The organism is Thermus caldilimi, from assembly GCF_004684245.1.
Lineage (GTDB): Bacteria > Deinococcota > Deinococci > Deinococcales > Thermaceae > Thermus > Thermus caldilimi.
Map to the genome: position 1 here is coordinate 2119914 of NZ_CP038452.1, position 13461 is coordinate 2133374.

Annotated in this window: 14 protein-coding genes, 1 tRNA gene and 1 pseudogene; 10 read left to right on the forward strand and 6 right to left on the reverse strand. The window is 66.4% G+C overall.

Translation table 11 applies throughout. The features are described from left to right. Positions 1-88: 88 nt before the first annotated feature. Positions 89-1138, reverse strand: coding sequence for a DnaJ C-terminal domain-containing protein (locus EBI04_RS11220; RefSeq protein ID WP_135257522.1), 1050 nt, complete (start codon positions 1136-1138; stop codon positions 89-91). 163 nt (positions 1139-1301) lie between these two features. On the opposite strand from EBI04_RS11220, the gene EBI04_RS11225 reads away from it, so the two are divergent. Further along, positions 1302-2363, forward strand: a complete 1062-nt coding sequence (locus EBI04_RS11225) for an aminotransferase class V-fold PLP-dependent enzyme (RefSeq protein ID WP_135257523.1) — start codon at positions 1302-1304, stop codon at positions 2361-2363. Here EBI04_RS11225 and EBI04_RS11230 read toward each other — a convergent pair. Further along, the gene (locus EBI04_RS11230) at positions 2355-3131 is read right to left on the reverse strand and encodes an undecaprenyl-diphosphate phosphatase (RefSeq protein ID WP_506016864.1); all 777 of its coding nucleotides are present in this window, start codon (positions 3129-3131) and stop codon (positions 2355-2357) included. The two genes, EBI04_RS11225 and EBI04_RS11230, sit on opposite strands and share 9 nt — an antisense overlap. A 15-nt stretch (positions 3132-3146) precedes the next feature. Here EBI04_RS11230 and ispD point away from each other — a divergent pair, with 15 nt between their 5' ends. The 3 genes from ispD to EBI04_RS11245 are packed head-to-tail and all read left to right on the forward strand — an operon-like array spanning position 3147 to position 5159. Further along, on the forward strand, positions 3147-3797 hold the full coding sequence (gene ispD / locus EBI04_RS11235) for a 2-C-methyl-D-erythritol 4-phosphate cytidylyltransferase (protein WP_167481947.1): 651 nt from the start codon (positions 3147-3149) through the stop codon (positions 3795-3797). Further along, positions 3785-4603, forward strand: a complete 819-nt coding sequence (gene ispE, locus EBI04_RS11240) for a 4-(cytidine 5'-diphospho)-2-C-methyl-D-erythritol kinase (RefSeq protein WP_135257526.1) — start codon at positions 3785-3787, stop codon at positions 4601-4603. Before ispD ends, ispE begins: the two co-directional genes overlap by 13 nt. Beyond that, on the forward strand, positions 4590-5159 hold the full coding sequence (locus EBI04_RS11245) for a TenA family protein (protein WP_206202034.1): 570 nt from the start codon (positions 4590-4592) through the stop codon (positions 5157-5159). The genes ispE and EBI04_RS11245 overlap by 14 nt, the downstream gene beginning before the upstream one ends. Positions 5160-5209: 50 nt before the next feature. Here EBI04_RS11245 and EBI04_RS11250 read toward each other — a convergent pair whose 3' ends face one another. Continuing rightward, complete coding sequence (locus tag EBI04_RS11250; protein ID WP_015716260.1) at positions 5210-5704, reverse strand: CarD family transcriptional regulator; 495 nt, start codon at positions 5702-5704, stop codon at positions 5210-5212. Continuing rightward, entirely contained in the window at positions 5701-6255 is a 555-nt protein-coding gene (locus EBI04_RS11255; protein WP_135257528.1) for a TetR/AcrR family transcriptional regulator, read from the reverse strand. Before EBI04_RS11255 ends, EBI04_RS11250 begins: the two co-directional genes overlap by 4 nt. A gap of 87 nt (positions 6256-6342) precedes the next feature. On the opposite strand from EBI04_RS11255, the pseudogene EBI04_RS13910 reads away from it, so the two are divergent. The 3 genes and pseudogenes from EBI04_RS13910 to EBI04_RS11270 all read left to right on the forward strand — a co-directional run bounded on the left by EBI04_RS13910 (position 6343) and on the right by EBI04_RS11270 (position 8091). Continuing rightward, positions 6343-7055 (forward strand): annotated as a pseudogene (locus tag EBI04_RS13910) (cyanophycinase). Between the two features lie 9 nt (positions 7056-7064). Next, a complete protein-coding gene (locus EBI04_RS11265; protein ID WP_135257529.1) occupies positions 7065-7565 on the forward strand; it encodes a metal-binding protein in 501 nt (166 codons plus the stop codon). A gap of 43 nt (positions 7566-7608) precedes the next feature. Then, the gene (locus EBI04_RS11270; protein WP_135257530.1) at positions 7609-8091 is read left to right on the forward strand and encodes a TlpA family protein disulfide reductase; all 483 of its coding nucleotides are present in this window, start codon (positions 7609-7611) and stop codon (positions 8089-8091) included. Here the strand turns inward: EBI04_RS11270 and tsaE are convergent. Beyond that, complete coding sequence (gene tsaE / locus EBI04_RS11275; protein ID WP_135257531.1) at positions 8020-8490, reverse strand: tRNA (adenosine(37)-N6)-threonylcarbamoyltransferase complex ATPase subunit type 1 TsaE; 471 nt, start codon at positions 8488-8490, stop codon at positions 8020-8022. The genes EBI04_RS11270 and tsaE overlap by 72 nt on opposite strands. A 28-nt stretch (positions 8491-8518) precedes the next feature. After that, positions 8519-8605, reverse strand: a tRNA-Leu gene (locus EBI04_RS11280). Positions 8606-8833: 228 nt separating this feature from the next. On the opposite strand from EBI04_RS11280, the gene EBI04_RS11285 reads away from it, so the two are divergent. The 3 genes from EBI04_RS11285 to nrfD are packed head-to-tail and all read left to right on the forward strand — an operon-like array spanning position 8834 to position 13459. Next, positions 8834-9469, forward strand: coding sequence for an ammonia-forming cytochrome c nitrite reductase subunit c552 (locus EBI04_RS11285; protein WP_135257532.1), 636 nt, complete (start codon positions 8834-8836; stop codon positions 9467-9469). Positions 9470-9477: 8 nt separating this feature from the next. Further along, a complete protein-coding gene (locus EBI04_RS11290; protein WP_135257533.1) occupies positions 9478-12117 on the forward strand; it encodes a 4Fe-4S dicluster domain-containing protein in 2640 nt (879 codons plus the stop codon). Next, positions 12107-13459: an NrfD/PsrC family molybdoenzyme membrane anchor subunit gene (gene nrfD / locus EBI04_RS11295; RefSeq protein WP_135257534.1), complete on the forward strand. Its 1353-nt coding sequence runs from the start codon at positions 12107-12109 to the stop codon at positions 13457-13459. The genes EBI04_RS11290 and nrfD overlap by 11 nt, the downstream gene beginning before the upstream one ends. Positions 13460-13461: the final 2 nt, after the last annotated feature.

Genomic DNA, 13461 nt, shown 5'->3' on the forward strand with positions numbered 1-13461 from the left:
GGGCTCGTATCCGGGGCCTTAGGGGTTGCTTTAGACCCAAGGGGCCACCCTATAGCGACCCGGAATGCTTCACTATACCACGAGGGACCTACTTGCGGAAGAACCCCCGTAACCTTTCAAAGAAGCCTTCGGGAGCTACTTCCTCCCCCACCTCCTTGGCGTAGGCCCTGAGGAGCTCCTTGGCCTTGGAGCTTAGGTGTTGGGGCACGGAAAGTTCCACCACCACCCGAAGGGCTCCCCGCCTGGCCTCCCCCGGGTAGGGAAGGCCTTCCCCGGGAAGCTCAAAGACCTCCCCGTGTCCGGTGCCCGGGGGGATCTCCAGGGGGATGGGACCCGAGAGCCCCGGGATCTCCACCCTAGCACCCAAGGCCGCTTGGGCCAGGCCGAGCTTGAGCCGGTAGACCAGATCCGCTCCTTCCCGCTCCAGGTGGGGGTGGGGGCGAACCTTCAAGCGCACGTACAGGTCCCCGGGCCCACCGGGCCCCAGGTTGCCGTAGCCCGGTACCCGCAGGAGGTGATTCTCGTCCATGCCCGGGGGGATCCTGACCCGGGTTCTTTCCTCCCGCGCTACCCGGCCCCGGCCCCGGCAGACGGGGCAGGTTTCCGCCAGGAGGTGGCCCTGCCCCTTGCAGTGGGGGCAGGTGGAGCGGGTGACGAAGGCTCCGAAGAGACCCTGGCGGTAGCTTTCCAACACCCCTTTTCCCCCGCAGGTGGGGCAGACCACACGCTTCCCTCCTTGGCCGCCGCAGGCCTCGCAGGGAATGAGGCGGGCGTAGGCCACCTCCACCTCCTTCCCCTTGAGGAGGTCTTCCAGGTCCACCTCCACCTGGGCCTCGAGGTCCTCCCCCCTGGGGGCGGTGCGCCCCGTGCGGAAGCCAAAGACCTGGGCGAAGAGGTCAAAGAGGTCCTCGGTGCGGAGCTCCGGTGCCCCTAAAAGCCCCCTGTCGTACTGGGCCCGTTTCTCAGGGTCGGAGAGGACGGCATAGGCCTCGTTGATCTCCTTGAAGCGCTCCTCCGCCTCCTTGTCCCCGGGGTTGCGGTCGGGGTGGTACTGGAGGGCAAGGCGGCGGTAGGCTTTCTTGATCTCCTCCTGGGTGGCCTCCCGGCCCACCCCCAGGATGGCGTAGTAGTCCTTCATCCAGGTAGCACTTTACAAGGAAAGGGGCCTTGGGCTAAAGTGGGCCTCAATGAGGCTCCTGCGAGCTATCCGGTAGGGGGCCCCTTCCTTCGGGAAGGGCCCCCCCGGTATCGCCGCGGGGGTTTTTCTTATGCCCGCTTCTGGCGGGAGTAGAGGAGGCAAGATGCTGCTTCTGACCCCTGGACCCACCCCCATCCCTGAGCGCGTGCAAAAGGCTCTCCTGAGGCCCATGCGGGGCCACCTGGACCCCGAGGTGCTGGCGGTGAACCGGGCCATACAGGAGAGGCTTGCCCGGCTCTTTGACCCTGGGGAAGGCGCCCTGCTGGCGGCTTTGGCGGGCTCGGGGAGCCTGGGCATGGAGGCCGGCCTCGCCAACCTGGACCGGGGCCCAGTCCTGGTGCTGGTGAACGGGGCCTTCTCCCAGAGGGTGGCGGAGATGGCTCAGGTGCACGGCCTGGAGCCCACGGTTTTGGAGTTCCCTCCGGGCGAGCCCGTGGACCCGGAAGCGGTGGCCAAGGCCCTAAAGGCCAGGCGCTACCGCATGGTGGCCCTGGTCCACGGGGAGACCTCCACCGGGGTGCTGAACCCGGCCCAGGAGATCGGGGCCCTGGCCCAGGAGGCCGGGGCCCTTTTCTTCCTGGATGCCGTCACCACCTTGGGGATGCTTCCCTTCTCCATGCGGGCCATGGGGGTGGACTACGCCTTCACGGGTAGCCAGAAGTGCCTCTCCGCTCCCCCGGGCTTGGCCCCCATTGCCGTGAGCCTCGAGGCCCGTAAGGCCTTCACCGGCAAAAGGGGCTGGTACCTGGACCTTGCCCGGGTGGCGGAGCACTGGGAGTGGGGCGGCTACCACCACACCACCCCGGTCCTCCTGCACTACGCCTTGTTGGAGGCTCTGGACCTGGCCCTGGAGGAAGGGGTGGAGGCCCGGGAGCGAAGGGCGAAGGAGGTTTACGCCTGGCTTCTTGGAGAGCTAAGAGAACGGGACTTCCGCCCCTACCCCAAGGCCAGCCCCCTGCCCACGGTGCTGGTGGTGCGCCCTCCTGAGGGGGTGGAGGCGGACCGCCTGGTCAGGGCCCTTTACGCCCAGGGGGTGGCGGTGGCCGGGGGAATCGGGCCCACCCGGGGGCAGGTCTTGCGCCTCGGCCTCATGGGGGAGGGAGCCCGGCGGGAGAACTATCAGGTGTTCTTGGAAACCCTGGATAGGGTTCTGGCCCTAGCGTAGGAAAAAGTAGGCGTAGACCAGGGCCAGGGCCATACGGTAGTAGGCGAAGGGTCTGAAGCCGTGGCGCTCCACGAAGGAAAGCATCCAGCGCACGGTGAGGAGGGCGGTGACCAGAGCGGCGAAAAAGCCTACCCCAAGGAGCGCCCCTCCTTCTTGGGAAATCGCCGGAGCGCTTTTCAGGAGGTCGTAGCCCACGGCGGCCAGCATGGTGGGAAGGGCCAAAAGGAAGCTGAACTCCGCCGCCGCCTTGCGCCTCAAGCCCAGGAGGAGGCCCCCCAGGATGGTGGCCCCGCTCCGGCTGGTGCCGGGGAAGAGGGCCGCCAACCCCTGGAAGACCCCAATCCAGGCCACCCGGGAAAGGGGTAGCTCCAGCACGTCTCCATGGCGGGCCCTTTCCGCCAGGCGGTCGGCCAGGAGGAGGACCAGGCCCACGGAGAACAGAAAGAAGACCACGATGCCATCGTTTCCCAGGATCCTCCCCTTGATGAGGGGGTAGAGGAGGAAGCCCATGACCGCGGTGGGCAGGAAGGCTACCCCGATCCTAAGCCAGAGGGCCCGGTCCACCGCGAAGCGCCTTCCGTAAAGGAGGAGGATGGCTAGGATGGCCCCCAGCTGGATGGCGATGAGGAAGGTCTTGAGGAAGGGATCCTCTTGAATGGGCAGACCCAGGAGGTGGAAGAGGAGGGTCAGGTGGCCGGTGGAGGAGACGGGCAAAAACTCCGTGAGCCCCTCCACCACTCCTAAGAGAAGGGCTTCCCAAAGGCTCATGGGGCCCATGCTACCATGGGAACCGTGGAGGTTTCCGTCCTAATCCCCGCCGCCGGCAACGGGGAGCGGCTGGGCCTTGGGCCCAAGGCCTTCCTGCGGGTGGGGGGGAAGACCCTCCTGGAGTGGGCCGTGGATGCCTTCCGGGAGGCGGCGGAGGTCCTGGTGGCCCTGCCCCCAGGGGCTGAGGCCCCCAAGGGGCTTCGCGCCACCTTTTTGGAGGGGGGCAGAAGCCGGCAGGAGTCGGTTTCCCGCCTCCTGGAGGCGGCGAGCCTCCCCTTGGTCTTGGTCCACGACGTGGCCCGGCCCTTCGTGAGCCAGGGGCTGGTGGGGCGGGTCCTCGAGGCCACCCGGACCACGGGGGCGGCGGTGCCGGTTCTGCCCCTTCCCGACACCCTCATTCGGCCGGAAGGGGAGGGGTATGGGGAGGTGGTGCCCCGGGAGGCCCTGCGCCTGGTCCAGACCCCCCAGGGCTTCTTCACCGCCCTCCTCCGCGAGGCCCACGCCTACGCCAGGAAGCGGGGGCTTTCCGCCACCGACGACGCCCAGCTGGTGCGGGCTCTGGGATACCCCGTAGCCCTGGTGGAGGGGGAGAGGGCCGCTTTCAAGATCACCTACCCCGAGGACCTGCCTCTGGCAGAGGCTCTGGCGAGGGTATGGAACGCCTAGCGGTGGCCAAGGTGAACCTGGGCCTCTCCCTCCTGGGGAGGCGGCCGGATGGCTACCACGAGCTCCACACCCTCTTCGCCAGCCTATCCTTCGGGGACTGGCTTTTCCTGGAGCCCATCCCCGAGGGAATCGAGTTCCACGGGCGGTATGGGCGAAGGAACCTAGCCTACCGGGCGGCAGCGGCCTACCTGGAGGCGGCGGGCTGGCCTGGGGGGGTGCGCATCGTCCTGGAGAAAGCCTTGCCCGAGGGGGCGGGTCTTGGCGGGGGGAGTTCGGATGCCGCCCAGGTGCTTCTGGGCCTCAAGGAGCTCTATCCGGCGGAGGTGGACCTTTTTGCCCTGGCCCCTTCCCTGGGGGCCGATGTGCCCTTCTTCCTCCAAGGGGGGGTGGCGGAGGCCCGGGGGGTGGGGGAGAGGCTTAGGCCCCTTTCCCTTCCCCCTTTGCCGGTGGTGGTCTTCTCCTTGGGCCTGCGCCTTCCCACCCCCAGGGTGTATGCGGAGGTGAAGCCCCACGATTTCGGGCCCGAGCTTCCGGTTTCGGAGATCCTCGAGGCCCTGGAGAAGGGGGAGGAGCCACCCTATTGGAATAGCCTCGAGGGCCCTGCCTTCCGCCTTCATCCGGAGCTGAGGGAGGTGAAGGCCCGGCTTAAGGCCTTAGGCTTGAGGGGGGTTTTGATGTCGGGCTCGGGGAGTGCCTTCTTCGGCCTGGCGGAGGACGAGGCCCAGGCCAAGAAGGCGGTGGAGGCCCTGCGGCATAGCGGTTATGCCCGGCACGGAGTTCTGGGGGGAGGGTATGGGGTTATTTAGGGAGCTTTTTGGGTGTTGCCCGGATGCCTTGGAGGAGATCAAGTCCTTGCCCCTCCGCTGGGACGAGGAGCGGTTCAGCTTCTGGCTTAAGCAGGATTTCCCCTTCGTGGAAGCCCTGTACCGCCTTCAGGTGGGGCTTCTTAAGGAGGCGCCCCATCCCCACCGGGCTCCTTTGGTCCAGGCCCTCATGGCCACGGTGGAGGAGCTGGACTGGCTTCTTTCCCAGGGGGCGGATCCCAGGGAGCCGGTCCACCCGGTGCGGCAGGAGTACATCGCCCTGCTCCAGGAGATGGAGGGGTTTCCCTACCCTTACCGCCTGGTATTCTTCTACTTCCTGAACCGCCTATTCCTGGAGGCCTGGAACGCCCACGTGGAGAGGGATGGACCCTGGCAGGAGCTTGCCGAGCATTGGTCGGCCCCTGAGTTCCAGGCGGTGCTTTTCGACCTGGAGGTCATGGCCCAGGGCCAGGTGGAGGGGCTGGATCCAGGGGTCCTGGAGCATTACCTGGCCCGCATCCTGGAGATGGAGAAGAAAACCTGGAGCCTATTGCTGTGAAAAGGGCGTTCCCGGGGCTCCCACCCTGGCAAGGCCAGGGTGGGGTGGTGTTAGTTCAGCTCTTCGCCCCAGGCCTCCTCGAAGAGGCGCTTAGCCTCCTGCACGGTGATCTCCAGGGTCTGGGAAACCTCCTCCGCCAAAAGGTAGATGGCCCGCCTGAGGGCCTGGCGGTCCAGGTCCGGTAGGCCCCGTTCCAGCTCCCAAGCCCTGAGCTGCCCGGCCATCTGGGCGATGCGGTAGGGGTTCCCGTCCGCCAGGATCTCGCTGGTCTTGCGGTGCCGGGCGGCCCACTGTTTGGGCAGGGGCATGCGCCCGTTCTTTAGGAGGTCTAGGATGACCGGCACCTCCTCCGGGGCTAGGGCCTTGCGCATGCCCACGCTTTGGGGAGCCTCCACGGGTACGTAGGCCTTGGAGCGGGAACCGGGAAAGTCCACCTGGTAGTAGGCCCGGCTGATGCCGCTCACGCTTCGCTGGGCTATGCCCGCCACCACGCCGACCCCGTAAGGGGGCAAGACCACCTTGTCGCCGGGACGGAACTCTTTCACGGCGCGACTCCTTTCCGGAACACCTCCATGAGGTGCTCCAAATAAGCCTCCACCTCCAGCTGGGGAGTGCACCCCAAGGCCGCGATCACGTGGGCGGTGGCCCTGGGGGAAAGCTCGGGGCGCACGGCCCCTTCTTCCTGGCCGCTTCGCACCAGCTTCTCCAAGAGGTCCAGGTAGTGCTGGTGAAGCCCCTTGAGCCAGGGGGTGGGGTCCTCCATGGCCTCCCGGGCTACCGCCGCCCACAGGCCCCGCCACTCGGCGATCCAGGCCAGGCGCTTCTTCAGGAGCTCCTCGAGGCGCACAAAAAAGGGCGCCTCTTGGCGCACCACCTCCTCCACCTCCCGGTAAAAGGCCCAGGTGCGTTCCTCCACCAGGCTTTTCAAGAGGTCTTTCTTGTCGCGGAAGTAGAGGTAGATGGTACCCTTACCCACCTCCGCCCGCCGGGCCACCTCCTCCATTTTCAGCCCGGAAAGCCCCATCTCCCGGAGGATTTCCAAGGTGGCCTCGAGGATGGCCCTCTTTTTATCCTTGGAGAGCGCCCCCGGGGGGATACCATCGCGGCCACGCCCTTAAGTCTACCACACCACCCTTTTCCTTTCATGAGGAGGGGATTACCCTAAAGGTATAGGAGGTCAGGTATGCGTCAGGGCTTTTTCGCCTTGCTGACCGCCGATCCCCTTCGGGGGGCCTTGCGCCCGGTGGAGGCCAGGCTCCTGGAAGAGGCCCGCGGGGAGGCCCTTTTTCTCGTGCCCTATCCTCTGCGGGACCTGGCGGAGGCCTGGCGGCTGGCCTACCGGAGCCTGGGCCTGAGGCGGGGGAGGGTCCTCTACCTCAGGCGGCGGGAGGAGGCCTTTGACCCCAAGATAGCCCAGGCGGTGGCGGCGAGCCCCCTGGTGCTTCTGGCCGCCGAGGGGTTGCCGGAGTTTTTGGATCTCATCCGGGGAAGCCTCCTTCTCCAGGCCCTTTTGGAGGTCCACCGCCAGGGGGAGGGGTGGTGGCCTTGGGGGAGGCGGCGGGTCTTTTGGGCGAGGCGGCCTTTTACTCCCTGGAGGGGGAGGTCAAGGCCGCCTTGGGCCTGGCCCTCTTGAGGGGTCTGGTCTTCCTTCCCCGGGTGGAGGAACGGGGGCGGTTCCTGGCCCTTTCCCGCCTGGTGGCCGACAACCCCGACCTGGTGGGGTTAGGCCTTCTGGAGAACACCGCTCTCCGCCTCCTAAAGGGCCTGGGAGAGGTCTGGATGGGGGGGGTGACCCTGGTGGATGCCGGAGGGGCGGAGTACACGGGCCGGGGGGTGAAGGGGCTCAAGGTGGACGTGCTCTCGGCGGGGGAGCGTTTTTCGCTTCCGGCCCTTTAAGATAACCCTATGCCCTCGGGGCGGGTGCACGAGGCCATAAACCTGACGGCCCTGGGCGGGGGGGCGGTGGTCTTCCTGGCCTATGGGGGCTCCCCGGAGGACCCCCGGGGTTTGGCCTTCGCCCTGGCCTATCTGGTGGGCACCTTCCTCCTTTCCCCCGACCTGGACCTGGCGGAGAAGGGCTCGCGGTCCCAGCGCCGCTGGGGCCTTTTGGGCCTTTTCTGGCGTCCTTACGGCTGGCTTTTCCGCCACCGGGGGCTTTCCCATACCTGGGTGCTGGGGCCCTTGACCCGCCTGGGGTACCTGGCGGGGCTCCTTTTGGCCCTGGGGTACCTGGCCCAGGGGCTGGCCCAATACCTGGGGATGGGGTTTTCCTTTAAGCTTCCCTCCTGGCCCTGGGAGGTCTGGGGGTTGGCCCTTTTGGGCTACTACCTTTCCCAGTGGCTCCACCTGGTGGCGGACGGCATCTGGCCCGACCACGACCTTAAGCGCTTGCGGCGGCCAAGGTGAGGTGGTTTACATACCCATCCCCGCTAGGGTAAACAATGGAAGCATGCTAAGGCGATGGATGGGGTACCTTTTGCTTTTGGGCCTGGTCCTTGCGGTGCAGCCGGGCCAGCGCATGCCCGAGTTCGCCCTTCTGGATCCCAAGGGTAACCTCGTCACCCCCGCCACCATGAAGAAGCCTGCGGTCATCGTCTTCTGGGCCAGCTGGTGCCCAGTGTGCAAGGCGGAGTTTCCGGGGCTTCACCGGGTGGCGGAGGAGACCCGGGTGCCCTTTTACGTGATCAGCCGGGAGCCCAAGGACACCAAGGAGGTGGTGCTGGAGTACATGAAGGCCTTTCCCCGGTTCATTCCCTTGCTGGCCTCGGATAGGGACAAGCCCCACGAGGTGGCCAACCGCTTCAAGGTCCTAGGCCAGCCCTGGACCTTCGTGGTGGATGCCGAAGGCAAGGTGGTGGCCCTATTCGCCGGGCGGGCCGGGCAGGAGGCCCTGCTGGATGCCCTCCTCCTGGCCGGGGTGGAGCTGCCATAGCTCCGCCCGGCGCACCTCCCCTTGGGGGCTGAGGCGCAGGAGGAAATCGGCCTCGAGGAGCCCGGGGTCCCCCCACTCCGCCAGGAGGAGGCGGGCTTCCTCCCGGGCCGCCTCCAGCTGGGGCAGCAGGGCTCTTTGGTCCTTCAGGCGGTAGAGGTCGGCGTGGACCAAGGGGCCTTCCGGGGTGGGGTAGGTGTGGATGAGGGTGTAGCTGGGGCTGGTCACCCTTCCCTTGAAGCCCAAGGCCTCGGCCAGAAAGCGGACGAAGGTGGTCTTGCCCGCACCCAAGGGCCCCTCCAGGATCACCAGGGCCCCTGGGGGGAAAAGGGCCAGGGCTTCCCGGGCCAGGGCCTGGGTGTCCTCGAGGGTCTTGAGGGTGCGCTCTAGGAGAAGCCGCATAAAGGAAAAAGGCCCCGCAGGGCCTCTTTGGTGCCGGGAGCGGGACTTGAACCCGCACGCCCTTGCGGGCACCACCCCCTCAAGATGGCGTGTCTACCAGTTCCACCATCCCGGCAGGGTGCGCCTTACGCGCAAGCCTTAGTTTAGCAAAAGCCTTCTCCTTGTCAAGGTTTGCCGGGGTTTGGGACATTTGTCCCTTCCCCTTTCCGCTAGTGTACCCATGAGAAGACCTTGCTAAAGGGTAGGCACGGGTAGGGCCCATTCGCTTATGAAAAAACCCACGCCCCTTGATTGACCCCTTGCTCCTTTGCCCGTAGCCTTGGCCCTTAAGACCGGAGGTGGCATGCGGCGGCGCAACCGATGGGTAAAAACCTTCTTCTGGGGAACGGTTCTGGGGGTGTTCGCGCTACTGGTGGTGGTGTTTTCCGGGGTGGCGGTGGGGGCCTTTGAGTACCGCACCTTTCCCGTGGAGCAGCCCGTGCCCTTCAGCCATGCCGTCCACGCTGGAGGGTTAGGGCTCTCCTGCCGCTACTGCCACTCGGCCGTGGAACACGCCGCCTACGCCGGGCTTCCCCCCACGGAAACCTGCATGACCTGCCACACCTTCATCAGGCCCGATAGCCCCAACCTGGCCCTGGTGCGGCGGAGCTGGGAAACCGGGGAGCCCGTGCGCTGGAACCGGGTCATCAACCTTCCGGACTTCGTCTATTTCAACCACGGAGCCCATGTGGCCAAGGGGGTGGGGTGCGCCGAGTGCCACGGACGGGTGGACCAGATGGCGGTGGTCCGCCAGCCCCAGGCCTTCACCATGAAGTTCTGCCTGGATTGCCACCGCCAGCCCGAAGCCCGCCTGAGGCCCAAGGAACAGGTTTTCAACATGGCCTACACCCTGGATCCCGGGCTGGGCAAGAAGCTGAAGGAGATCTACCAGGTGCGTTCGGCCGAGGCCCTTACCAGCTGCAACACCTGTCACCGCTAGGAGGCTTCATGAAGGAACGGCGCGGTTATGAGGAAGCTTTGGAGCTGGAGCTCTTCCGTGAGGAGTTTCCCTTTGGTCCCGTAACCCGGCGGGGATTCTTGGCCTTGGGGCTTTTGTCCCTTGCGGCCTGTACCCCGGTGGTGCGGCGGAAGGGGACACCCTACGTGCGCCAGCCGGAATGGGTGGTGGAAGGAGGAGAAGCGGAGTTCGTCACCGCCATCGCCCATGCCGGTTTTGTCGAGCCGGTGCGGGTAAAGGTCTACCAGGAAAGGCCCCTCTTCCTGGCGCCTTTGGAAAGGGCCATGAGCCCCTACCCCCTGGCGGGTCTTTACGCCCTATACGACCCGGCCCGCCGGGGCAAGGCCCCGGACTGGGATGGGTTTTATGCCGCCTGGCGGCGGGCTTTGGCGGAGGGGGAAACCCTTCTGGTCCTGCCCCGCACCACCTCCCCCAGGCTCGAGGGCCTATTGGAAAAAGCCCAACTCCGTTTCCCCAACCTGCGGGTGGCCCGGTTTGAGGCCTGGAGCCTGGAGAACCTCTACCTGGGTGCGGAGGTGGCCTTCGGGCAAAGGGCCTGGCCCGTCTACGCCCCGGAGAAGGCGGAAACCGTACTCCTCCTGGACGTGGAGGCGCACGAGCATCCGGCGGGATACCTCTGGTGGGAGGCCTTAAGCCGCAGGCGCCTTCCACCCATGAACCGCATCTATGCGGTGGAAAGCGGGGCCAGCCTTCTGGGAAGCATGGCCGACCACCGCCTGGCCTTGAAGCCCAGCCAGGTGGAGGCGTTTATCCTGGCCCTGGCCCAGACCCTGGGGGTGGTTCAGGGAAGTCCGGCCTCGGACTACGGAGGATTCCTTTCCGCCCTGGCGGAGGACCTTAAACGGGGTGGGGTGGTCCTGGCTGGGCCCCAGCTCTCCCCGGGGGCTCAGGCCCTGGTCATGGCCATCAACCGGGCCCTTAAGGCCCCGGTGCGCCATGTGGAGCCTCCGGAGAAGGAGGCGGCCGCGCCCAAAGCCTTTCAGCAGGCCGAGGGGGCCGAGCGCCTGGTGTGGGCGGCGGAGGGTCCCTTGCCCAGCCTCTCGGGCAAGGCCTTTGCTGCGGCGCTTTCCTTGTATCCCGTCAAGGCTGCCTTCTGGAGCCTTCCCTTGGCCCATCCCCTCGAGGCCTCGGGCCAGCACCGGGATGCCGAGGGCCGGCTCTGGCCCAGCCAGGCCCTCATCCAGCCCCTGTGGGGTGGGAAAACCCTGGAGGAGGTGCTGGCGGGGCTCTTGGGGGAGGAGCTTTCCGCCCTTTCCCCCGAGGAGAAGCGGGCCCTGGCGGAGGGGGGGCCCTTGGCGGAGGCCCGGGAGGTGTCCGTGGAGGTGCGCCCCGGCCTGGAAGGCCGCCTTCCCCCTTTGCGGAAAGAGGCTCCTTGGGAACTCACCCTCCGCCCCGACGCCAGCCTTTACGACGGGCGCTACCGGGACAACCCCTATTTGCAGGAGCTTCCCAGGCCCCTAAGCCGCCTGGTCTGGGACGGGGCGGTGCTCTTAAGCGAGGAGGATGCCGAGGCCCTGGGCCTTCTTGCGGACATCCGGGCCCGGGAGCGGCGGGCGGATCCCAAAAGGCCCCTCCTACGGGTTAAGGCTGGGGAAAAGGAGGCCCTCCTTCCCCTCTGGCCCCTTCCCGGCCTGCCCCAGGGGAGCGGGGTGGCTTCCCTTTCCCACTTCTTCCACCCCGAGGGGGTGGTCTGGCCCATGGAGGTTTCCCCCACGGGCCGGGATTACCCCTTGGTTTCCACCCAGTACCACGGGTACCTGGGGGAGGTGGAGGCGGTGAAGGTGATGGAGGAGGCCCAGGCCCTCGAGGCCGAGCCGGAGAAGGAGAAGCGGATCTCCTTCTACCCCCCCTGGCCCCAAGGGGAACACGCCTGGGCCATGACCGTGGACCTAAGCCGGTGCCTGGGGTGCGGGCTTTGCACCCTGGCCTGCCAGGTGGAGAACAACATCCCCGTGGTGGGCAAGGAGGAGGTCGGAAAGGGTCGGGAGATGCACTGGATCCGCATCGACCGCTACTTCGCCGAGGAGGGGGTGGTGCACCAGCCCGTGATGTGCCAGCACTGCGAGAAGGCTCCCTGCGAGGCGGTCTGTCCGGTGGCGGCCACGGAGCACTCCGACGAGGGGCTGAACCTCATGGTCTACAACCGCTGCGTGGGCACCAAGTACTGCTCCGCCAACTGCCCCTACAAGGCGAGGCGCTTCAACTTCTTCCCCTATGGGGAAGCCTTCGTGGGCAAGGGGGACCCCAAAAGAGCCCAGGAAAGCCCCCTGGCCCTCCTCATGAACCCCGAGGTGACGGTGCGGAGCCGCGGGGTGATGGAGAAGTGCACCTACTGCGTGCAACGCATCGAAAGCACCCGGGCCAAGGCGGCCATGGAGGGGCGGAAGATTCGCACCGGGGAGATCCAGACCGCCTGCCAGGAGGTCTGCCCGGGGAAGGCCATCCACTTCGGGGACCTTTTGGACCCTGAAGACCCCATCCAAGCCCACCGGAAGGAGGGGCGGCACTACGCCCTTTTGGAGGAGGCCAACACCTGGCCCCGCACCACCTACCTGGCCCACCTGAAAAACCCCAATCCCAAGCTGAAGGAGGGGAAGCATGGCGCATAAGGAACCCCATCCCGACCACGACCTGATCCAGGGGGAGTGGACGGAGAAGACCTTGGTGGAAAAGCTTCTGGAGCCGGTGGAGAAGCCAGCCCCCAGGCCCTGGAGGGTGGTCTTGGCCGTGGGGGGGGCCTTGACCCTGGCCTGGCTCTACGCCATCTTCGTCACCTTCGTCCGGGGCCTTGGCACCTGGGGCATCAACCAGCCCGTGGCCTGGGGGTTTGACATCGTGCACTTCGTCTGGTGGATCGGCATCGGCCACGCCGGAACCCTGATCAGCGCCATTCTGGTCCTCATGCGCCAGAACTGGCGGGACTCCTTGAACCGGGTCACCGAGGCCATGACCCTGTTTGCCGTGCTGGCGGCGGCCACCTACCCCCTCATCCACATGGGCCGGCCCCAGCTCTTCTACTGGGTCATGCCCTACCCCACCCACATGGCCCTCTGGCCCCAGTACAAGAGCCCCCTTTCCTGGGACGTGCTGGCCATCATGACTTACCTCACCATCTCCACCCTCTTCCTCTACCTGGGCTTGATCCCGGACCTGGCCCTTTTGCGGGAGAGGAGCAAGGGCTGGCGGCGGAAGCTGTACGGCTGGCTCTCCCTGGGCTGGACGGGGAATGCCGTCCACTGGCAGCGCTATAGGGCGGTCTATGTGCTCCTGGCGGGCCTCGCTACCCCGGTGGTGATCTCCGTGCACTCGGTGGTGAGCATGGACTTCGCCTATGGGCTGGTGCCGGGCTGGCACCTCACGGTCTTCCCCCCCTTCTTCGCCGCCGGGGCCATCTACTCGGGCTTCGCCATGGCCCTTACCCTGATCATCCCCCTCAGGAAGTGGTACCGGCTGGAGGGGGTGATCACCGACCGCCACCTGGACTGGATGGCCAAGGTGACCCTGGCCTCGGGCCTCGGCGTGGCCTACATCTACCTCCTGGAGATCTTCATCGCCTGGTACGCGGGGGAGCCCGCAGAGTGGGCCCAGCAGCTTTGGCGCATGACCGGCCCCTACGCTCCCTACTACTGGGCCATGATGCTCATCAACGTGGTCCTTCTCCAGACCCTCTGGTTCCCCCGCTTCCGAAAAAACCTCACCTGGCTTTTTATCTTCTCCATCCTGGCCAACGTGGGCATGTGGCTGGAGCGCTTCGTGATCGTCATCATCAGCCTGTCCCACGACTTTTTGCCCGGGAACTTCCACCTTTACTACCCCACCTGGGTGGACTGGACCCTCTTCCTCGGGACCATCGGCTTCTTCCTCTTCGGCCTTTCCCTTTTCATCCGCATCTTCCCCCCCATCGCCGTGGCGGAGATGGTCCACCTGTTCCACCGCCTGAGAAAGCACTAGGA